The sequence below is a fragment of the Allobosea vaviloviae genome (genome assembly GCF_001298265.1).
GTDB lineage: Bacteria > Pseudomonadota > Alphaproteobacteria > Rhizobiales > Beijerinckiaceae > Allobosea > Allobosea vaviloviae_B.
Map to the genome: position 1 here is coordinate 108714 of NZ_LGSZ01000050.1, position 21971 is coordinate 130684.

17 protein-coding genes are annotated in these 21971 nt (G+C 66.9%); 2 read left to right on the forward strand and 15 right to left on the reverse strand.

The annotated features are described in order from the left end of the window. Positions 1-10: 10 nt before the first annotated feature. From AE618_RS19100 to AE618_RS19135, 8 genes are all read right to left on the reverse strand, one after another. Complete coding sequence (locus AE618_RS19100; RefSeq protein WP_054210667.1) at positions 11-3136, reverse strand: efflux RND transporter permease subunit; 3126 nt, start codon at positions 3134-3136, stop codon at positions 11-13. Positions 3137-3148: 12 nt separating this feature from the next. Then, entirely contained in the window at positions 3149-4864 is a 1716-nt protein-coding gene (locus AE618_RS19105) for an efflux RND transporter periplasmic adaptor subunit (RefSeq protein ID WP_054210668.1), read from the reverse strand. 62 nt (positions 4865-4926) lie between these two features. Continuing rightward, complete coding sequence (locus AE618_RS19110) at positions 4927-5334, reverse strand: hypothetical protein (RefSeq protein ID WP_054210669.1); 408 nt, start codon at positions 5332-5334, stop codon at positions 4927-4929. 276 nt (positions 5335-5610) lie between these two features. Next, positions 5611-6540 (reverse strand): FAD:protein FMN transferase, encoded by a 930-nt coding sequence (locus AE618_RS19115; protein WP_054210670.1) that lies wholly within the window; start codon positions 6538-6540, stop codon positions 5611-5613. After that, positions 6530-8743, reverse strand: coding sequence for a PepSY domain-containing protein (locus AE618_RS19120; protein WP_054210671.1), 2214 nt, complete (start codon positions 8741-8743; stop codon positions 6530-6532). Before AE618_RS19120 ends, AE618_RS19115 begins: the two co-directional genes overlap by 11 nt. An 18-nt stretch (positions 8744-8761) precedes the next feature. Continuing rightward, on the reverse strand, positions 8762-9241 hold the full coding sequence (locus AE618_RS19125) for a DUF2271 domain-containing protein (RefSeq protein WP_082365401.1): 480 nt from the start codon (positions 9239-9241) through the stop codon (positions 8762-8764). Positions 9242-9325: 84 nt separating this feature from the next. After that, positions 9326-10681 carry an ATP-binding protein gene (locus AE618_RS19130; RefSeq protein ID WP_054210672.1) on the reverse strand — a complete coding sequence of 452 codons (1356 nt, stop codon included), beginning with the start codon at positions 10679-10681 and terminating at the stop codon, positions 9326-9328. Continuing rightward, positions 10681-11370, reverse strand: coding sequence for a response regulator (locus tag AE618_RS19135; protein ID WP_054210673.1), 690 nt, complete (start codon positions 11368-11370; stop codon positions 10681-10683). Before AE618_RS19135 ends, AE618_RS19130 begins: the two co-directional genes overlap by 1 nt. 142 nt (positions 11371-11512) lie before the next feature. Here AE618_RS19135 and AE618_RS19140 point away from each other — a divergent pair, with 142 nt between their 5' ends. Beyond that, complete coding sequence (locus AE618_RS19140) at positions 11513-11788, forward strand: PepSY domain-containing protein (protein WP_054210674.1); 276 nt, start codon at positions 11513-11515, stop codon at positions 11786-11788. A gap of 115 nt (positions 11789-11903) precedes the next feature. After that, positions 11904-12599, forward strand: coding sequence for a VIT1/CCC1 transporter family protein (locus tag AE618_RS19145; protein WP_054210675.1), 696 nt, complete (start codon positions 11904-11906; stop codon positions 12597-12599). A 212-nt stretch (positions 12600-12811) separates the two neighbouring features. Here AE618_RS19145 and AE618_RS19150 read toward each other — a convergent pair whose 3' ends face one another. From AE618_RS19150 to AE618_RS19175, 7 genes are all read right to left on the reverse strand, one after another. Further along, on the reverse strand, positions 12812-13171 hold the full coding sequence (locus AE618_RS19150) for an ankyrin repeat domain-containing protein (protein WP_054210676.1): 360 nt from the start codon (positions 13169-13171) through the stop codon (positions 12812-12814). Between the two features lie 72 nt (positions 13172-13243). Further along, on the reverse strand, positions 13244-13672 hold the full coding sequence (locus AE618_RS19155) for a hypothetical protein (protein ID WP_156330365.1): 429 nt from the start codon (positions 13670-13672) through the stop codon (positions 13244-13246). A 120-nt stretch (positions 13673-13792) separates the two neighbouring features. Then, positions 13793-14689 (reverse strand): hypothetical protein, encoded by an 897-nt coding sequence (locus tag AE618_RS19160; protein ID WP_156330366.1) that lies wholly within the window; start codon positions 14687-14689, stop codon positions 13793-13795. Between the two features lie 108 nt (positions 14690-14797). After that, positions 14798-15013 carry a DUF6538 domain-containing protein gene (locus AE618_RS29280; protein WP_372690870.1) on the reverse strand — a complete coding sequence of 72 codons (216 nt, stop codon included), beginning with the start codon at positions 15011-15013 and terminating at the stop codon, positions 14798-14800. 735 nt (positions 15014-15748) lie between these two features. Then, entirely contained in the window at positions 15749-18721 is a 2973-nt protein-coding gene (locus tag AE618_RS19165; RefSeq protein WP_054210679.1) for a DEAD/DEAH box helicase, read from the reverse strand. Then, positions 18718-20529, reverse strand: coding sequence for a hypothetical protein (locus AE618_RS28545; protein ID WP_054210680.1), 1812 nt, complete (start codon positions 20527-20529; stop codon positions 18718-18720). The genes AE618_RS19165 and AE618_RS28545 overlap by 4 nt, the downstream gene beginning before the upstream one ends. Next, positions 20526-21728, reverse strand: a complete 1203-nt coding sequence (locus tag AE618_RS19175) for a DUF6361 family protein (protein WP_156330368.1) — start codon at positions 21726-21728, stop codon at positions 20526-20528. The genes AE618_RS28545 and AE618_RS19175 overlap by 4 nt, the downstream gene beginning before the upstream one ends. Positions 21729-21971 lie beyond the last annotated feature (243 nt).

Sequence of the window (21971 nt, forward strand, 5' to 3'; positions counted from 1 at the left end):
CTTTGCCGTTTCAGAAGGCTTCAGTCGGCGACAACGCGCCAGCATCGGGCGCTCGGCTGGCGACGATGCGGTCGAGCGGCCTGCGGCCGAAGGTCAGGAACAGGACGGGCGTCAGCACCGTGTCGATGATCGTCGCCGAGATCAGCCCGCCGAAGATCGTGACCGCGACCGGATGCAGGATCTCGCGGCCGGGCTGGTCGGCGCCGTAGAGCAACGGGAACAGCGCCAGCCCCGCCGAGAGCGCCGTCATCAGCACGGGCGTCAGCCGCTCCAGGCTGCCGCGGATGACGAGGTCGCGCCCGAAGCGCTCGCCCTCGTAGAGCGTCAGGTTGATGTAGTGCGAGACCTTGAGGATGCCGTTACGGGCCGTGATGCCGGCGAGCGTGATGAAGCCGACCATCGAGGCCACCGAGAGCGGCTGCCCCGCGAGGTGCAGTGCGACGACACTCCCGATCAGCGCGAGCGGGATGTTGCCCATGATGATCAGCGCCAGCACCGCCGACTGGTAGCGCGTGAACAGCACGACAAAGATCAGCGCCAGCGACACCAGGCTGAGCAGCCCGATCCGCAGCGTTGCCTCTTCCTGCGCCTGGAAGGTGCCCTCCATGCGGGTGACATAGCCCTGCGGCAGCGGCGTCTGCGCCACGATCTGACGGATATCGGCGATAATCGCTGCCATGTCGCGCTGCCCGTCGCCATTGCCATAGACCGCGATGCGACGCTGGCCGTTCTCGCGCTGGATCTGGTTGGGGCCGTCGGTCTCTGAAACCGAGGCAATCAGGCGCAAGGGGATATGGCCACCGGGCGTCGCGATCAGCAGGTCCTCGAGCCCGGTCGTCGAGCGGTCCTGGTCCGACAGCCGCAGCACAACGTCGTAGCGGCGGTTGCCGTCGACGATCTGCGAGACGGTGCGGCCGTTGGAGAGCGTCTCCAGCGCCTGCGTGACGCTGGCCGGCGTCAGCCCGTAGAGCGCTGCCTTCTCGTGGTCGACGTCGATGCGCAGTTGCGGAATGCGGACCTGCCGCTCGATCTGGAGATCGACGAGCCCAAGCACGGCTGCGAGCCGCTCGCGCAGCGTCTCGGCGAGGCTGCGGATGGTGTCGAGGTCCTCGCCATAGACCTTGAGCGCAATCTGGGCCCGCACGCCCGAGAGCATGTGGTCGAGCCGGTGACCGATGGGCTGGCCGATGTTGACCGAGACCGGTAGGACGCTCAGCGCCGCGCGGATATCGGCGTAGATCGCCTCCTTGGGCCGATCGGAGCGATGCAGGTCGATGTCGACCTCCGAGGAATGAACGCCCTCGGCATGCTCGTCGAGTTCGGCGCGCCCGGTGCGGCGCCCGATCGACTTCACCTCCGGCACCTTGAGCGCCAGCTGTTCGGCGATGAGCCCGAGGCGATGGCTCTCGGCCAGCGAGATGCCCGGATTGTATTGCAGCGAGACGACCAGCGTGCCCTCGTTGAAGGGCGGCAGGAAGGTCCGCGGCAGCAGCGTCGCCCCGTACACGGCCAGCGCCACGCCGATCCCGACGACCGATAGGATCAGGCCCCGCGCCCCAAAGGCCCCGCGCAGCAGCGCCACGTTGCCGCGCTTGAGGTTGCGCACGACGAACGAGTCCCTCTCATGCCCACCGGCCGTGCCCGAGAGAAGGTAGTAGGCCATCACCGGCGTCAGCGTGATCGAGACGACCAGCGACGCCAGGATCGAGACGATGTAGGCGACCCCGAGCGGCGCGAAGAGCCGCCCCTCGATGCCGGAAAGCGCGAAGAGCGGGATGAAGACCAGGATGATGATGGCCGTCGCGTAGACGATCCCCGACCGCACCTCCTGAGAGGCGGCCGCGATCACCGCCAGCACCGGCTCGGGCGCGGCGCTCTCCCGGTTCTGCTTCAGGCGCCGCAGGATGTTCTCCACGTCCACGACCGCGTCGTCGACCAGTTCGCCGATCGCGATCGCCAAGCCGCCCAGTGTCATCGTGTTGATCGTCAGGCCGAAGGCCTTGAAGACGAGGACCGTGGTCAGGATCGAGACCGGGATCGCGGTCAGGGAGATCAGGGTCGCGCGCACGTTCATCAGGAACAGCAGCAGGATGACGGCGACCACGCCGGCCGCCTCCAGCAGCACGCGCTCGACATTGGCGATCGAGGTATCGATGAAGCTCGCCTGCCGGAACTGGACATTCGTCGCGGAGATGCCGGCGGGCAGTGTCTTCTGGATCTCGGCCAGCGACGCCTCGACCTGCCTGGTCAGCGACACGGTGTCGGCCTCGGGCTGCTTCTGGATGCCGATGATCACCGCAGGCTTGCCCTGGTATCCGGCGTCGCCACGCTTGACCCGCGCAGCGAACTCGACGGCCGCGACCTGGTGCAGCAGAACCGGCTGGCCCTGACGCTGAACGACGACCGTGTCGCGCAGATCCTCCAACCGGCGTGTCAGCCCGACGTTGCGGATGAGGTACTCCCGGCCCTGCTGGTCGACGAACCCGCCGCCGGTGTTGGTGCCGAAACGCGTGACCGCCGCCTCGACCTGCTCGTGAGTGACGTCCAGCGCCTGCAGAGCCGCGACGTCCGGGGTGATCCGGTACTGCCGGACCTCCCCGCCGATCGGGATGACCTGCGAGACACCGGCGATGTTGAGGAGCTGCGGCCGGATCGTGAAGTCCGCGATCTCGCGCACCTCCATCGGCGAGGCCTTCTCGGCCGTCACCGCCACCAGCATGATTTCGCCCATGATCGAGGAGACCGGGCCCATCTGCGGGTTGACGCCGCGCGGCAGCTGCTCGCGCACCAGAGACAGCCGCTCGGCGACGAGTTGGCGCGACCGGTAGATGTCTGTGCCCCAGTCGAACTCGACATAGGTGATCGAGAGGCCGACGCCCGAGACGGAGCGCACGCGCAACACGCCGGGCATGCCGTTCATCGCCGTTTCCAGCGGATAGGTGACGAGCTGCTCGACCTCCTGCGGGGCGAGCCCATCGGCTTCCGTCATCAGCGTGACGGTCGGGCGGTTGAGATCTGGGAAGACGTCCACGGGGACGCGAGGCAGCACATAGCTGCCATAGGCCGCGAGGACGAGCGCGGCGGCGATGACGAAGAGCCGGTTGCGCAGGCTGGCCGAGACGAGGAGGTTGAACATCGCGCCCTTGCCTCAGCGGATCTGGTTGAGATGTTCGGCGCCGCGCACGACGATGCGTTCGCCCGGCGCGACGCCGGAGCGGATCACCAGCCGGGTGGCGTCGAACGGTTCGGTGCGGACGGGCGTGGGCTCGAAGCGCTCGGGATCGGTATGGCGCCAGACCAGTGCCTCGCCATTGCCGCCGCGCACGACGGCGTCGCGGGGCAGGATGATGCCGCTGACGCTGGCGCCGTTACGGGCCATCACCCGGACGGGCTGGCCGATCGCGACCGTGGCGGGCGGGTCCTCGACGGCGAAGTGCACCAGCGTCGCCTGTTGCTGCAGCGCCCGTCCGGTGCCCCGGAAGGACAGACTGAGCGCCTTGCCGCCGGGCAGCAGCGCCGAGGCGCCGTCGAGTTGCGAGAGGTCGACATCGCCATAGGACAGGGCCTCGACCCACAGACCCGCGGGATCGACGATCTGGACCAGGACGTCCCGCGAGCCTACGACCTGACCCGCGACGACCCGCACCGCTGAGACCACGCCGTCCAGCGGCGCGCGCAGCACCTCGCGCTCGATCCGGATCCGCCCGACGATCTCGCGCCGCCGCATGAGCCCGGCGAGTTCGATCTCGAAATCGATGACCTGGCTTTGCGGCGCGATGGCGCGCTCGGCCAGTCCGCGCGAGCGCTTCAGCTTCGCTTCGACCATGGCGATCTGCTGTTCGATCTCGCCGACGCGCTCGGCGATGGTGGTGCGGTCGGCCTGCGGCACGGCCTGCTCGACGGAGGCCAGGATATCGCCGCGCCGAACGTTCTGCCCGAGCCGCGGCAAGCCGCTTTCTGGCGCAACGATCCGGCCTCCAGTGATGCTCTGGACCTGGCCCGAGCGGTTGGGATCGGCGATCACGCGGCCGACCAGAGCCAGGGTTTTGCGCGCTTCCTCGGTCTTGGTGACCTGGGTGCGGATCTCCAGCAGCCGCTGCGTCGGCTTCGGCGCGAAGACCGATCCATCCGCGAGACGGCGGGGGGTATCGCCGGCCGGCGTTGCCGCTTTCGCGGCCTCGCCATGATCATGGCCCTCATGGGCGATCGCCAGGTCCGTCCCCGCGGTCATCAGGACGAGGATGAGCCCGGTCACGGACAGGGCCGAGAGGGCCGCACGCGAGCGACGGAAGGTGGCGCCGAGCAGGAGCCCCAACGCGAGGGCTGCGCCCATCGCCAGGTACACGGCCGGCACCGGCTGGCCCGCGATGACGATGCTCTCAGCCTGAGCCGAGGCTTGACGCGATCCCGCCGCAGCGCCGGCCGCCGGAGCGGGGGCGGCCGGACGCTCCAGCGTACCGATCAGGAGGTCGTCTCCGCCGGGGTGGGCGATGGCGACGACGAGTTCCAGCGGTCCTGCGCCGACGAGCCGGTCCGAGGCCACGACGTAAGTCCCCTCCGGCGTCGGTGTCGCCGCGACATCCGCCCCGATGCCGATCGTCACGACGAGGCCGGCGTCGGTCACCGGGGCATTGCCGGCATAGCGGTCCAGGAACAGCGTCAGCCGGTCGCCGAGCAGGATGCCGACGAGTTCATAGGCGTCGGAGTGCAGCGCGATCCGGGGCGATCCAGCCGTGGGAACGGCAGCGGGCGGAGCGCCATGGTCGTGGCCCTCATGGGCCGCGAGCGGGACAGTGGACAGAAGGGAAGCCAGCGCCAACGGCGCCATCAGGCAGCGCGCAAGGCTGCGGACGAGCGAAAACATGAAACGAATCCATCACGATCGGCATGAACATCCGGCGGCGCGGCTGAAAAGCCGGCCGACGCTCAAGCGATGGCGATGGTTCGTGGAGGTCTCGCGTCGAGACTCGGCGCTCGCACGGGAGATGTTCGCTCCAGCGGCAAGCCCAGCCGGATGCGGTGAGAAACCCGCAGTGGCAGCGGGGCGATGGCCTGTTCGATGACGGCGGCGGCGCACATCGTGCCGCAGCAGCTGCGATCAGCGCCGCCAGTCTTCGGGCAATCGCCAGTCGGATCGGAGGTCCGGGGCGCTGACGGCTTGCAGAAATCGGCAGCCTCAGCCGCGGGAAAGGCGGACGCGATTGTCAGACGCGCGTCCAGTGATGCCGCCTTCGCGGCCGGTGCGACGACGTTGGGCTTGGCGTGTCCGGAATGCGCTTGCACCGGCATGGCCCAGCCAAGCAACAACAGAACGACCAATACGGTCGCCTTCATTGCCTGGATCAGGATGCCAACTGTAGTCACGACGCTCCGCCGATTCGTTCTCTTGAATCGAACAAATGGGGCTTCCCATACGGGAAGGTCAACGGCGTTCGGCGGAATTTGCGCCTTTTGGTTACCGGTGGTCGATAGGATCGGCCTCATTCGCGTGGGCGCCAACTGCGGACGTTGATTGCGTTCCGATAACCAGCCGGTCTCTCTCGATGACACTTGAGCGCAACCCGTTTGCGCTTGAGTCATGAACCTGGCCCAGGCAGCGAACGTCCCGCGTCACAGCGTCGTTTCGACCGTCCCGTTCGCGAGCACGAAGATCGCATCCATGTCCATCATGCGGGCCAGACGTGGCCCGGCGATCTCGCCCATCACCAGCAGGGCCGTGGCCCAGGCGTCGGCCTCCAGGCATGTCTCCGCCAGCACCGTCACGGACGCCAACCCGTTTTTCAGGGGCATGCCGCTGCGTGGGTCCATCGTGTGCGAGATCGTCCGCGCGCCGATATCGCGGTAGTGCCGGTAATTGCCTGAGGTCGCGACGGCGCGGTCCTCGAGTTCGATGACGCCCATCGGCTCGCGGACGCCCCGCAGCGGACGTTCATGCGCGACGATCCAGGGCGTTCCATCGGGCTTCGCCCCGCCGGCGCGCATTTCGCCGTCGATGCCGACCAGCCAGGCGGGGATTGAGAACTGGCGCATGACGCGCGCCATCTCGTCGACGCCAAATCCCTTGGCGATGCCCGACAGGTCGAGCGCGAGGGGCGCATGTTTCCGCGCCCGGCGCAGGTGCGGATCGAGTTCGAGAGCCTCGGCCGTGATCGCTGGCTGCGGAACGACGGGATCTGCCGGCACGTGGCCAGGAGGCGCTGCGTAAGCTCCGAAGCCCCAGGCGCTGACGAGGTCGCCGACGCCGATATCGAAGGCGCCCAGTGACTGCCGGCCGATCCGCAGGGCGGCCTGCAGGACGACCATGAGTTCGGCAGGAATCGGCACCCAGACCTTGGTAGCCGCATCATTGAGGCGATTGAGGTCCGATTCGGGCTTCCAGGTCGACATCTGGCGATCGACCCGGTCCAGCGTTGCCTGCAGGGCGGCGGCGATCCTGCGCTCGTCGACCTCACAGGAGGCGAAGAAGACGGCCGAGTAGCGCGTGCCCATCGTCGGCCCGCTGAGACTGCGGCGCTGCGCCGCCCGGGGCTCAGTAGACATCTTCGAGGTAGAGCCCACTCGCCTTGAGGGTAGCCGTGCTCAGGCCCATCGGCGCCAGGATCGCGTCGAGCGCCTGGGAGACGCCGCCGGCCATGTCGCGCCCGCCGCAAACCATGATCTGGGCGCCGCGCCGCAGCAGCGCGGCCAGCTGCTGCGCGTCTTTGGCCAGCCTGTCCTGCACGTAGCCGCCCTCCGCAACACGCGAGAAGACGGCGTTCAGGGCGGATAGTCGCCCGTCGGCGATGCAAGAGGCGAGGTCGTCGCGGTAGAGGAAATCGGACGCCGGCGAACGCCCGCCCCAATAGAGATGCGCCTCGCGATGCGACCGGTTGGCGCGCAGGAAGCCCATGAGCGGCGCGATGCCAGCCCCGGCGCCGATCAGGATCAGCGGGGCTGCGCTGGCATTGGGCCGGAAAGCCGGGTTGGCCTTGATGAAGCCGTCGATCCGGCCGCCGAGCGGCAGGTCGTTGAGAAAGCCCGAGCAGAGGCCGCCGGGCTGCTTGCGCACGCAGATCTCGAGGATGCCCTCGCGCGCCGACGAGGCGAGCGAATAATAGCGCGGTACCGTGCTGCCGGGCGGGAGGATGCCGACCAGATCGCCGGCCTCGAAGGGCGGCAGCGAGGCCGGGAACAGGCGCTTCCAAAGAGCGCGCCCGGCCGCGGCTCCCGGCAGGCGGAAGGTCAGGATGGCGGTCGGCGCCTGGACCTCGGCGCCGTAATCCACGCGCTTCACCAGTTCGAGCGCCATGGTCTTCGGCCGTTCCGCGACATGGGCGAGCGTGAGCCCATGCCCGAGCGCCGTACCCAGCCTGTCCCCCCACAGCGCAAACGACTGGGACGATTGGCGGTCGATGCGGTCGATCTCGATCAAAGCCGGCCAGCCCCTCATGGCCAGGGCTGCGGCGACATCCTCGGCAAAGCGGCAGAATTGCGGGAAACTGCGATCACCGAAGCCGAGCACGGCGACGGGCAGCTTCAACGCGCTGCGGTCGAGCCTCGCCAGAAAGCCGCTGGCGCTCGCGGGCGCGGTGCCGTCGCCATAGGTCGCGGTCAGGATCAGCATCCGCGCGGCTTTCGGATAGGCGCGCGCCAGCGCGTTCATCGGGGCCGCGTGGACCTTGTGTCCGGCCTGCGTCAGCGCGGCATGGAGCGTCCTGGCAAAGCCCCAGGTGCTGTTGCCCTCGCTGCCGACGAGGATGATCGTGTCAGCCGCAGAGGCCGGACGGTTGTCGGCGATGCGGGGCAGCGAGCGGCGGCGCTGCCACCAGATCATCGCACCGGTGATCGCAAAGACCGGCACCGCCAGGGCAGACAGCCCCAGCAGCAGGCCCAGCGGCCAGAGGCCCTGGCCGGTGTGCAGCATATAGATCGTCTCGTAGAGCTGCCGGGCCGTCGAATGCGGCTGGAAGGACAGCGCCTCGCCGGTGGCCGCATCGATCTGTGTGACGCCGGCTGCGGTGGTCAGTCTGTAGGTGTCCGTCGGGTCGGCTGCATACGGAAAGGCGAGCTCGCGCAGATCGGCCAGGTCAACGGCCTGCAGCGCCGCGAGGCTGCCGACCGAGGCCCGCGCGCCACCGCCGCCGGATGCCGTAGCAACAGGTTCGGCCAAGCCGTCCGGGATCAACTCGAAACTGGTCAGCGATAGGAAACACCCCGTCAGCGCGGTCAGCAGCAGGCCGACGATAGCGAGGCGCCCGGCTTGAGCGTGCCAGCGTTGGCGGGCGTTGCCGCGGATTGGCTGCAGCAGCGCAGTCCAGCCGCCCAGGCGGGCAGCCAGCATCATCGCGCCAGTGATGGTGAGGACGACCATCGCCAAGGCGCCCAGGCCGGCCGCGATGCGACCAGCCGTGCCCAGCAGCAGCGAGCGGTGCAAGTTGGTGATGAAGCGGATGGTCGCGGATGGTGAGTGTGGCCCGATGACACGACCCGTCGCGGGATCGGCCAGATCGGCACCGGCCTTGTCGCCGTCGAAATAGCTGACGACGACCGAGCCGGAAGCCGTCTTCGTGATCTTGTCGATCTCGGCATGCTGCGCCTGGGCGGCCTCGGCCAGAGCCGCGACGCTGATCGTTCCCGTGACGACCGACGACGCTGCGAAGCGCTCCAGCGCCGGCTGAACGGACAAGACCGCGCCGGTCAGTGCCAGAACCGCGACGAGCAGCGCGGCGACGAGGCCGGGCAGGGAGTGGATCTGGCGCAGCATGGCGAAATCCCGTCCCGATCACATGTCGAAAGTCAGGGATTTCACATAGCCACGGCCTGCGACCGCCTTGCCCGCGCCCGCCGTCGCCAGCGGCGTAACCGCATCGCCAGGGACGTCGTTTTCGTTTTCCACGGCGCTGTCGACGCGGATCTGGTAGCCGGCGTCGATCAACGCATCGGCAATCTCGACGCTGACTGTGAGCGACTGCCCGCTGCCGACGCTGGCGCCGGTCGTGCCGTCGATCTTGCCGCCCGACAGGCGGTTCCAGGCACTGAGATGCTTGTGATACTTGGCCTTGCCGCCGGCGATCCGGACCGTCTTGGCGAGCTTGCCCTGGGGATCGGTGATGTAGATCGCCAGATAGGCGCCGTCCCCGCCATAGGGCTTCAATGTCGTGGTGATGCGGACGGGCCGCGCCTCGGCGACGGCGCTGTGCGCGAGGATGCCGGCGAGACCGAGCGGGAGGGCGAGCGCCAGGGCGCGGGCGAAGGATATCATGGCAACTCTCCGGGTTGCGGAAGCGATGCGTGGAGAGATGCGCCGCGAAGCTGACAGCGACCTGAAAACGATCGAGAAAGACGCTCAGCCGGCTTTCAGCGTCGCGGCGGGGAGCTGTACCGCAACCTCGAGTCCGTCTTCCTGTCCCGAGGCGGGCGAGACGAAGGCGATCTCGCCGCCGATCCCTTGCGTGATCGCCTGGACGATCGACAGGCCCAGCCCCGCTCCCTCGACCATGGTCGTGCCGCGCACGAAGCGCTGCGTCATGGTGGCGAGAATCGCCGGTTCCAGAACCGGCCCGGGGCTGACGACGCTGAAACGCCCGTCATCCGTCAGCGCTACGCGCACCGGCTCGCTGGCATCACCATGCTTGAGGGCGTTCTCGATCAGGTTGCGTGCCAGGATCGCGAAGGCGTCCATATCCAGCGTCGAGACGAACCGGCCCGTCTGCGGCAGCGCGATCCCGACCGCGCCTTCAGCCGATAGGTCGTGCAGGACGAGGCGCAGCGCCGGCACGAGGTCCTGCGGCGTTTCGCCGATCAGGCTGGCGCCTTCGGCCCGGGCGAGCTGCAGCAGCTTCTCTGACAAGCGCGCCAGCCGCTTGAGTGCACTTTCGACCTCGACAGTTCGGGCGCGGGCTGAGCCTTCGGGCAGCTCTGCCCTGAGACGCTGTGCCTGCGCCAGCGCAGCAGCCACCGGCGTGCGGAGTTCATGGGCGCTGTTGGCCGTGAAGCAGCGCTCGGCGTCGAGCGCCCGGCGCAGCCGCGCCATCAGGGCGTTCACCGCGTTTTCCACCGGCGCGATTTCTGATGGCAGGTGGCTGACGGACACCGGTGCGAGATGACCGCTGCCGCGCGCCTCGATCTCGTGGCGAAAGGCGACGATCGGGCGCAAGGTCACGGCGACCAGCACCCAGGTCCCGGCGATGCCGAGCGGGAGCAGGAGGACCAGCGGCCAGGCGAGCATCTTGATCGCATCGCGGACCGCCTTCTGGCGATGTCCGGGACGCTCGGCGGCCGTGACGATGATCGTGCCGCTGACGGCAATCTCGGTATAGAGGCGCGAGCTCGGCCCATCGCTGAAGCCATGCGCCGGGTTCGGCGGAAACTGGGCCGGATCGGCGTCGTGGGATTGCAGCAACCGGCGTCCCGCCGCATCGCGCACGATATAGGTGATGTATTCGCGATGCGCGCCGACCGATGCGACCTGTTGCGGATCGGACCCGGCATCCGCCTCGCGAGCGAGAATCTCCGTGTAGGCCAGCGGCAGCACCCGCTGCACCACCTCCTGCAAGGCGCTGTCGAAGACCTCGTCGATCTCCCGGCGCAACAACAGACCCGCGGCGACCGTCGCCAGGAGCCACACCGCCATGACCCCGCCTGTCAGCGCCAGCGCGAGCCGACGCTGCAGGCTGCCCTTGGGCGGCCAGGCGGCGCGCATCACAGCGGGCTCCTGCCCGAGCCCGCCAGGGCGGCGGCGCCCAGCCGATAGCCCATGCCGCGAACGGTTTCGATCACCTCCGCTCCGAGCTTCTTGCGCAGGCGCCCGACATAGACCTCGATCGTGTTGCTCTCGACCTCGGTATCGAAAGTGTAGAGCCGCTCTTCGAGCAGCGCCTTGGAGTGCAGCATGGTCGGGCGCTGGATGAAGGCGTCGAACAGGGCCCATTCGCGCGCGGTCAGGGAGATCGAGCGGCCGTCCCGGACGATGCTGCGCGCCGCCAGATCCAGCGTCAGCCCGCCGATCTGCATCAGCGGATTCGGGTTGCCGCCATAGCGGCGCGCAACCGCGCTCAGGCGCGCCGACAGTTCCGCCAGATCGAAGGGCTTGACCAGATAGTCGTCGGCACCGGCGTTGAGCCCGGCGATCCGATCGGAGACCTGGTCGCGCGCCGTCAGGATGATCACCGCGGTCGTATCGCCAGCCTGTCGGCGGCCGCGCAGGAAATCGAGACCGTTGCCATCGGGCAGCATCAGATCGAGCAGGATCAGGTCGTAATGCGCCAGCCGGACAAACTCGCCGGCGTCCGCCAGCCGTTTCGCCCAGTCGACGCCATGACCGTCGGCGGCGACCTGGTCGCGCACGGCAGAGCCCAGGATCGGGTCATCCTCGACGAGGAGCACGCGCATGTCTTTGGCAGCCTCCGGAACGCTCATCGGTTATGGCACGAAGCTGACAGCAGGCTGAACGCATTCGCGCCGGCCATTCAGGTGAGCGTCAGCTTGGCATGATTGACAACATCATCGCCGCCCTGCGCGGAGGAGACATCCGATGAAGCCCATCCTGTCCATCACGGCGCTGACGGTCCTCGTCGGCCTTGCCACTCCCGCACTCGCCAGCCAGCGCTGTTCGGCGCCCATGGCGGAGTGGAAGCCGCGCGAGGCGCTGGTCGACAAGCTGCGCGCCGAAGGCTGGACCATCCGCCGGATCAAGACCGACGACGGCTGCTACAAGGTCCGTGCCGTCGACGCCGAGGGGCGACGCGTCAAGGCGAAGTTCGACCCCGCTACGCTGGAGCGCGTCGTGCGGGACGGAGACGACGACTGAGGTTTCACTGACAGCTCTCATCGGACGAGCGCCGTATCGGACAAGACAGGTCGTCTTGGTCCATGGTGCCCGCCGGGCCGGCTTCCGCCTCCGGCGAACCGGAAGGACCGACATCATGCACCCGCTCCACCGCGAGAACCATCTGGTCGATCGGATCGGCTGGCTACGGGCCGCCGTGCTCGGCGCCAATGACGGCATCATCTCGACGGCGAGCCTCGTCGTCGGCGTCGCGGCCGCCGCCAAGAGCGCCGAGGAGGTGATGGTCGCGGGCGTCGCCGGGCTCGTTGCCGGCGCGATGTCGATGGCGGCGGGCGAATACGTCTCCGTCAGTTCGCAGTCCGACACCGAGCAGGCCGATATGGGCCGGGAGCGTCGCGAGCTCGCCGAGCAGCCCGAGGCCGAACTCGCCGAACTGACGCAGATCTATGTCGATCGCGGCGTCGAGCCGGGTCTGGCCCGGCAAGTCGCCGAGCAGATGACGGCGAAGGACGCCTTTGCGGCGCATGCGCGCGACGAGCTGGGCCTCGCCGCGCACACCATCGCGCGGCCCGTCCAGGCGGCCCTGACCTCGGCCGCCACCTTCGCGGGCGGCGCTGCCATCCCCCTGGCGATCGCCGTCATGGCTCCAGCCGGCTCGATCAGCTGGGCGGTCTCGGGCGGCTCGCTGGTTTGCCTGGCCGTGCTGGGTGCGCTCGGCGCCCGCATCGGCGGCGCCGACCTGGCCACGCCGACGATCCGCGTCACCTTCTGGGGCGCCTTCGCCATGGCCGCGACCTGGGGGATCGGCGCGCTCGTCGGGCATGCCGTTTGATCAGCCATCCATGTGACAGTTGGCGTTGAGCGATGCCGGTGCTTCGTTACCGCGCATGTTCGCGATGGCAGGCGGCTTCGATCTGCAGCCGATCGTGCGGAGCGCGCTCCTGGCTAGCGCCGATAACGCAAATCGACTGCTTGCTTGAAACCCAACCTTGCACACAACATCGGTTTGCCGGTTGATCCTTCAGCACGCGTTGGTGACGGCCATTACCCGCTTTCCAAAATGCGGACCATCGCGCCATAGCCGCGCTGGCGCGCCATCTCGATGGGAGTCATTCCGTTACGGTCGCCGATGTCCCGCCTGGCTCTGGCCGCGACGAGATGCATCATTGTGCGTTCATGCCGTTTGCCGCCATCGCCAAGGATGACAGCCTCGATCAGCGCGGTCCAAGCCGGGTTGTTGACATGGTCAAGCGGAGCTCCTGCGTCGATCAGCATCCTGACGATTTCGTCGTGGCCGAGATGAGCGGCGGCAATCAGCGCAGTGCCATCATAGGGGCTGGTGATCGCCCTGGGATCCACGCCGATCGCTAGAGCCACGCGCATCGTTTCGACATCGTCTGCCACGGCGGCGATCGTGACCGTGTCGTAGCGCTGGGCATCAAGGGCGCGCGGATCGGCCTCAGATCAGCGCGCATTTTAGACGTGACGAACTTCTGCTTGAGCGCGTTGTTGCAGAAATGACGCTGCGCGTGCGGCGCGAAGCCGAGCTTCGTTAGGCGGGCTCCATTCGTCATAGGACCGATCTCCCAGGGGGCTCTTGGAGGACGGCGATACGAGTTCGGGAAAGAGCCTCGGCTCCTTGATGGCCTTGAGCGCCTCGACGTAGTCGAAGAGTCCGAGCCGCAGCAGTTCAGGATGAAGGGTCAGCTGGCGCTCTGACTGATCATTCCTCAAGAGACCCAAGGAATTTGGCTGGACCCAGATGTGCCGGGGCCCCTTATCTATAACGACGTCTTCCAGCTCCAGACCGAAGAACTCTTCCCGGCAGACCATGGTAGTGGGCGAACATCGGCCCGAAGTAAGCCGCTCGATGAAAAACGCGTGGGCCGGACGTGAAGAGGTCATCCCATGCTGCACAGCCGGTGTAGATTGGCTGCAGGAGAATCGTCTCAAACACGTCGATGGTCGGGATTTTGCGATCGTTGCGCCCACGGCCCTTCGGGGTGGCCCGGAAATCCGAGAAGGTCAGATCGCGGTCGACAGCAATACCGGCTTTCCGTGCCCGAGCCAGCAGCTGGTCAAAAACGAAAAATGCTTGTTACGGGTCTTACCCTCGAGCCCGACGGTGCTGGCCGGCAGGGCTGCCCAGCGCTTACGCAGGTCGGCGATCGAGCGTGCCTTGTCAGCCGGCGCCTTACCATAGCTCTTGCCCATTCGCCGCAGGAACGTGTCGAATGCGTCGATATCGGCGAGGCTCAGCGCTGCCAGGTCGGAGATCCTGCGCTCATCGGTTAGAAAGCGGTCGAACAGATCGACGATCATCCGCGCCTGCCGCACCATCTTGTCATCCCAGGACTTGTCCTGAGTGCGGTCGTTGATGAGCCTCTCGCCGACGTCGGAGATGGTCAGACACGGTGCAGTCGCCAGCGCTGGACATGATGACGCAGTCGGCGCCAGGCGAAGAGAATCCGTCTTTGGGATCACCTGAGAATCGGCCGTATAGGCCGGTGACTGCTCCACGGGCGGCACTTGCGTCGTCTCGCCAAGCCGCTGCGTCCATGCGATGCTGCTGACGTGGCCCTTCGCGCGCTCGATCAGGGCTTCAAAATCGCATTCGTCCTCCATCTGCGGCTTCGTCCGGAAGGCAGCCTCGCTCTCGGCGCGAGCGAAGAACGAGAGCGCCCTGTCGATGTTGTCGTTGGTCGGAGCCGCGCCGATCTCAGAGAGGGCGCGGGCGGCCGAGAAGCGCATATGGGCGGCCTGCTTGGGCGAGGTGTACCATTCCACGAGTTCGCCGAGGGCATCGATTGTCGATGCAGAAAGGCCAGCAACATGCATGGCTTCCCGGTCTTCAGGGAGGACGATCGCGTGCAGACCCTCCTTCTCGATCAGCTTGTAAGCCCAGCCCTCGGCAAGGCGCATTGCGGCATCGGATTCGGAGGGCGGCCGGTAGGCGCCGTCCAGCGTGTAGTGCGCCCGCCGGATGACCTCCTGATGGATCCGCAACGACCTCATGAAGAGAGCCTGGAGCTACTCTCCAGAAACCCAGGCGTCGGGGCTGCTCATCGTCATTTGTTCAAAGACTGCATCGAGTTGCGCTGCGATATACCGCGCAGAAATATGTTCGCGGGTCCTTAAATTGATGACGAGAAAGCGCCGGCTGAGTCGCCTCGCGACCGCATGCGGAAGCCGTCGGCGCCAGTAGTAGACGGCGCCACGGCGTTCGAGATGGGATGCAACCGACACGTGTTAGCCCCTGTGCCAGACAGATGTGTCATACCTCTGTGCCATAATGGTCGGGTTGAGCCCCCAGCCAAGTACACATCAGCAGCAATCTCAGGGACTTAAGTACCGTAGCCACCTAAATGGCTGGGGGACTAGGACTCTGAGACACTCTCAAAACAGGCCAAATTTCGACGCTTTCACGGGATTTTGACCGTTTTTTAGATAACCAAGGGCTCTGTCGCGCACAGCAGTGGACCTATTTGGTGGACCTAAGTCAAGCGGTGGTCATCTGGTGAGGGCGACCCAAATCCCAACCTGTCCACTTCGGTGAGAGTCCGATTCCCATACCATTTGGCCCCGGTGCCGCTGCTCCGGTTGCCTCTGAAGCGTGTGGCGGCTTCCACCTCAGGAACCCGCTCACGCCGCGAAGCGATCGACAAGCGCCAACAGATTTCCGTAACTCGTGACGAAGTGGTAGGTGGTTAGTCCAAGCTCGCGCTGGCATATGGCCGCGGTGCTGCATTCAGCCTGCGCAAGCCGCATCCAAGCATCTTCACCGAGATCGTTTCTGACGGATCAAGCCATGACGGCTCGCGACAAGAGGGACGATATCTGTAGGATCGGCAGAAGAGCCGCCCCCCGTATGCTCGAAGCCTCGTTTCAAAGCCGCCTTCAAGGCAGGCAGATACGGCGGTTAACGCACCCGGATTAAGGGCCCTAATCGCGCCAATGCGAAACTCTTGCAATAACCCAGCTTTAGAGCGGTATCGACACCGCGGGTGAGAGGTTGAGGGCGAGTCGTCTTGCCTCGTTACGCGGAAGTTCGAAGTGTTCGATCATGGCCTCGAACAGGTGCGGTTCGGGCTGCCCCAGGGCCAACCGATAGTTAACCAGTTCGTCCTGCAGCCGTTTCAGCCTCAGCCCTCCGAGACTGAACGGCATTGAGAAGGTGACGCTGGTCGGATTGTGGCCCGCGGGGGACCACCAGCGCTCCAAGCCGAGCCCGTCACGTTTTGCGACGCGTGCCGTATCGAATATCGCCTGGAAAGGGCTGGACCATGGAGCCGACGCAGCCCCGCCGTACCGCTCGGCCAACGCCCGTCGCACGGGGAGGCTCGCATACCGCGAAATGCGTCCTTCCCGCTGCTCGAAGTCCACCGCATTGCGAGGCAGATCCCAATGGACGACGCGGTCGCACCAAACGTGGAAGTCGAGTCCCTCCTGCCCGATCGACGTCGTCGCGAGCACGTGCGGCCAGAACGGCGAGTTGAAGCCCTCGCGCAGAATGTCGGACCGCATCTTCCGATTATCCTTGGACCTGTCGTTCCGGCGTTCGGCGCCGAGGTAGGGTACGGCTGCGTGGACGCGCGCGGACCGCAACCCGCGCGTCGTGCGGCGTTGGACGCGTCCCGGCCGCCCCACTATGCATTTCTCGAGGATGTCTAGCGCTCCGCCGCTGCCAACGAGCTTGGTCACGGCGACGTGTTCGTCGAGGGTGGCCTCCAAGCCCCCGTCGAGTACCGCTTGCCGAAGCGCCTCCGGATAGCCGCCTGTCCTTCTGAGTCGCTTGGCGTTCTGCATCGACGCGGCGAATTGGCGCTGACCGAGATATGGCCGCAGCTGACCCCAAGCGAACCGGAACTCTCGCATTGTGCGGTCGGAATTCCGCGTCACGTCGGGCTCGTGCCTGCGTAGCGTTCGCGCGACGACGATACCGGGTGCGCCCAGCATCCAGTCGGCCAGCGCGATGATCTCGGCTTTCGTCGCACTTCTCGTGGGCGTCTTTCGAAGCCAGGAATTCGGCTCGACGAGCTTGCGGAGCTGCCGGAGCGCCGCCGTGATTGCGGGAGCTGCACCAACAGCTTGCTCCAGGTCGAACGCCAGCCGCCACGGCTTTCGGGGCGCGCCGTCCGCAGGCGCGACGGAGATACCCTTACTCCTTAGCCATTTCTCCAGTTCCGCCCTGGCCCTGCGCCTCACCTCGTCGAGACCGAGGTTGCCGCCCCTCACCGGTTCGAATGCCAACGACAAAGTCGGGAACGGCATGAAGAGCGCCACGAGCGGCCAAGGCGCCTTCGCCGTCGGACGGAGGAAAGCCGCCGTTTTTCCCTTGTCTCGGCGATGTTCCGATCGTCGATCCACCTCGCCGCTCAGCCAGGCTGCGACAGCCGTCGGCGTCCCCTTGTAACGGCTGAAGAGAAGTGATTTTCCGTGCAGCCGCCCCTTTGACGCCAACTCGCCCCAGCGCCCGCCCAGCGTCCACCAAGGCCGCGTCGGCGCTAGCCAAGGCAGCGTGAGCGCATCCAGGTCGATGGTTGACGCTTTCGGGATGAGGTTGTCGACGAGGGCTCGAAGGTGCGGATGTGCCGGCCGCTCCTTGCCCGATGCAATCGTGCTTGCTGGCAGATCGGAATTGAGCGCCTTGCAGATGTTGTAGTTGAAGAGCGTTTCGGCCGGATACGGCACCGATGACCACAAGGGCTGGACCCAGGAGCGCATCGCGCCCTTGGTCTTCGCGACCGAGTGGGCGAGGTGGCGAAACGTGACGAGGTCCCCGGGCTCGACGACAGCCTCGTTGACGCGACGGTCGAAGACCTCGCCGCTGATCGCGGTGGCGCGTTCGGTTCGCGCGATCACCGGCCGGAGCGCCGCCTCCAACTCGCGTTTCGCTTCTCCGACCTCGGCGAGCGCGGAGGGCTTGTCGTCGCGACGCGCCAATGCGGAATGGTGGGCTCGGATGGCGCTCTCGGCTCGATCGCCTTGGCTCGAGCCCGCCGCCCCGTGAAGAAAGCGCACGAGACCGATGAAATGGCCGTATCGATCGCCCGGGATCGCCCCTTGGTCGAGCCGGTGCAGTCGGTACGGCGTCGCGGAGAGCAGCAACAGCGCCGGACTGTTTTCGCCTTTGCCGACAAGGGCTTCGACGAGCTTCCTTTGAATGTGGTGCAGCTCCGCCGCGTGGGGATCAGGGGGGGCGGCGCGGGTCGGCATGACCAGGTCCGCATAGCGATGGAACTCGTCGAGTATGAGCAGGTCCGGTCGGATGAGCGGGTCGCGCAAGGCCGCCATCGCCAGCGCCGCGCGGCAGCGCAGGATTATCTCGGGAAGAGGGTCCTTCCAACGAGCGAGGCGTTCCTGGAGACCCAGGTCGAGCTTCTTCCGCTCGAGCCCCATCAACTCCCGTAGAGCAGCCTCGAACGGGCGCTTTACGTACGACGGCGGCTCGCCGAGGTTCGGCCCGAACAAGCGCCGCTTGCTCCCGTCGCGAGCGCGGTCGAAGGCTCGGATCTCGCGCCATGCGGTGGGAGCCGCCTTCAGGAGGAGCGACCCGATCAGATCGCGCTCAGCCGTGCGCCCGGTGCGCTGCCCGGGCTTCCATCCGGGCAGGCTCGTCTCCGGCGTGTAGGAGTAGATGCGATAATCCGTTCGACCAGACGATGGCCTCTTGCCGAGCACCAGGGATAATCGGTCCTCGGGTCTGGGCCAGTTCTCCTGCAACGCCATCAGCTTGCCCAGGTTCTGCGACGCGATGTCTAGGTTCGGGCACAGGTAGACGACGTTGAGCGCCCTGCCCTTTTGCCGCTGAAGCTCCGAGGCGATCGCCCTCGCGGACACCGTCTTGCCCAATCCCACCTCGTCAGCGATGAGGAAGCGACGGCTTCCACCCTGCCTCGTCAACGCCTCGACGGCGGCCTCCACTGTCGCCTCCTGGAAGCGTTCCAGCGTCATGGCGCATCGCCGATCGCAGCGCGGATCTGCGACCAGAAGGTTCGGATCTGGGTCCACTGCGCGGTCGCGGCAGCGTCGCGCTCCTCGTCGGGCGTCTGCGCGAGCTCGGTGTCCAAGGCGGCCAGGACGTCCTCGAGCCGGCGTGCGCGCCGTTCGAATTCGTCCGGATCTCTCGCCCAAGCCGCTAGAACCTCCTCCATTGCGAGGGGAAGGCCGTCCCCGGCCCCGGCGTACTCCGAACCAGCCCACCGGCGCGCGCCCGTCCATGTGGTCGCCTCCGCGCCGACCAAGTTCTCCAATTGCGAACGGACCCAGACGCCGGCGCCCGCCAGGCCGATATAGGAGGCCTTGGCCGCGCGGTCGCGCCCATCCGCATCGTGTCCGGGAAAGGGCACGGCTTGTGCCCAGGATCGGGCCGGACAGTCCTTCTGCTGGCGCTCCGCACGGAAGCAGACCAACACCGTCTCTTCCTTCTGCGGCAGCGAGCCGCGAACCAGCCTCACGGCGGTCGTTCCCTCGGGCCATGGAACTGTCGCGTTGGGTCGGGTCAGCAACCAGGCCGTCAGGAAATGCTGGCGGAGAAAAGCGTCTATGGAGGTCGCGCTCGTCAGCGTGATCCCGTCGACGTCGCGGCGAAGCTCCATCTCGGCCTCCAGCACCGCGGCGATCGCGCCGTCCAGCGCGCGCTCGGCTGCTCGCCGACTCGCGAGCTCGGGGTCGCTCTCGACCGATCTGGGGTCGAACGGCACGCCGTCCCGCGCGAAATCGACGAGCGAATTCGCCGTCTCCTTTGGTACGTCGAGCTCGGCCATGACCTCGGCGTTCGGCCCCAACATGCCGCGCCCCGTCAGGTTGGCGCTGCCGATCCAGAGCCTGCTGACGTCGCCGTTCTGGCGAAGGAGCATTTTCGCATGTAGGCCCGCCGGTTCCGGCAGCGACACGCCGTCCACCGCGGCGGCCGCGACGGGAGGTTCGACCGGCATCTCGACGCCGAAGGTAGGCGGGCGGCCGGTGGCGATCGCAAGACCAGACCGAGCGGCAAGACCGGTCGCGGCATCGAGCGTGGTGAGCAAGGTGGCCTCTGGAGCCCAGTCGAACGCCCTGACGCCGGCGTCGTCGGCGAAGGGGGAAATCGCGACTGCGAGGGTGGCCGCCTTCAGCGACGTCTTGAACGGCTTTTGCTGGCCGGCGCGCCGCCACTGCAATCCGCGGAAGCCAACCCCATTGGGTGCGTGCCATCGCACGCGCCCAAGCTCCGCCCCGAACGCGGCCATCCAAGGCACCGGCGCCAGCAGATCTTGCGCCATTTCCACGACATCACCGGCACGTTTGCCCGCCGAGCCGCCGACCTTGCCAACCAGCAAGAGACCGGCCTCCCGGTCCTGGCCTCCCGTGAGGTTCCTGCTGCCGATCCAGAGCTTCCAGCGCACGGTCGCCCGAGGGCCCAGGTAGCGCACCAGCGCGAGCTTGGGGTGATACGACGATCCCGCGGGGGGCTGCACCGCGTGGATGCGACGGTCGAACATGTGGAGCACGCCGTAGGAGCGCGCGGCCGGCTTCAGGCGGTCTTTCTGATAGACGATGGCGATGCGGGGGGCGACGGCCTCCAGGGCGTCGACCAGGCTGATCGGGCCGGCCTCGAGTTCCTGTTCCCCTGCCCGACTGAGCGACAGCACCAGCGCTGCCATTGCGACCAGGTCGAGGGAGTACGTCGCGAAGGCCGCTCGGTCGAGCGTCTGGTCCGCAGCCGGTCTCAGCGCCTCGAAGACGGAATATGTGGCGTCTTGTTCGAAGCCAGAAGCGGTCACCGGCCGGCCAACTGATCGAGGAAGGTGGACACATGGCCCCACCTATACGTCAACGGCGCCGACGCGCGGGGCCGCCAACCCTGTCGACGTTCATCGCCGCTGCGGGCGAGCAGCGCCCGACCGGGCTTCTGGGCCTCTTCCCGTTCGCGATAAACGTTCGCTAGCGCGCCGACGTCGCCCGCACCCTTGCGCAGCCAATCCTGGGTTTCGTGGATCAGACCACCCAGCTTGTTGGCCTCTGCTGCATCCTGCACCAACCCGGGCAGTTCCAGCTTCAACGCTTGCTCGCCATGTTCGACGATGGACTCGTCGAGCCAGCTCCGAGCGTCTCGGGCCTCGTTGCAATCGTCGTCCTTCATCGACTGCACGAGCGTCGTGTGCACGGATCGCGCGATCGCCGCGACCGAGCCCGCCTGCCTCGCTCGCTCCATGCTGGTCTTCTCGTCGGCGTGGAGCAGCGAAACGACGCCTCGATCATACATAGAACCCGGCGACGCCACCCCACGCTCGGCGAGCCGCGATAGCAAGGTTGGACGGCCGTGGCCGTCGCGGGGCTTTAGCCAAGCGCGTCGGATCCGGCCTGCCTCGTCCGTCTTGGTGTCCAGCTCGAAGTCGAGCGGCTCATTGGCCGCACGCCATTTGGCCGGGGTTGGCGGCGCGTCAAGGAAAAGTGGCCCCGGCGGCTCGGCATCGACCTCCGGTCGGGGGCCTCGGCCCGACAGTTCCTCCCAGTGGGCATGGATCTCTCCGCGGCCGGGCGCATCGCGGCCAGCGCCGAGTGGCTTCACCAAATTCCAGCTACGCATCGCGTTCCAGTAAACCGCGCTCGGCTTGACCACCGGGCTGCGACCTACCCGGAGCACACGCCCCCCGATCACGCCGTGACCATCCCCGGAGCCGTAATGCCGAAGCAGCCGGTGACCGGTCCGGTCCTCGATCCGATCCAGATCGCCGCGCGGGAACGGCTTGCCGCCTTCGCGTTGCTGAAGTTCCAGGTAGCTCCAGCACGTGAACCACACGTACCGCAGCTGGGTCTGCTGGACCGAGGTACCGGGAAAGAAGCGATCGGCGTAGGCGAAATGGACGACGCCGAAGCCGAGCTCGTCACGCGTCCCGTCTGGACCGATGGAGGCAAGCGCCTGCTCCGCAGTCCGGCGCTCCTTCTGCGAAAGCCAAACCCAGCCGAGCTGAGGTTCCAACCCGCCCCCCCCCGTCATCCACAGTCTGATCGGTCATAGGCCATTATTGACACGACGCACGCTTATCGTATCCGTAACATACGTCGGAAACTCGCGCGTAACAGCTCAGAATACCAAATAGGTACCTGAGCCCGCTAAGCGGCATGCACATCACGGTCGCTGGCGCATCGAAAAGTCTCGGATCGTAGTCTCGGCGACGAACCCGGACTTGTCGAGTGGATTCCGTCAGCTGAAGTACTCGGT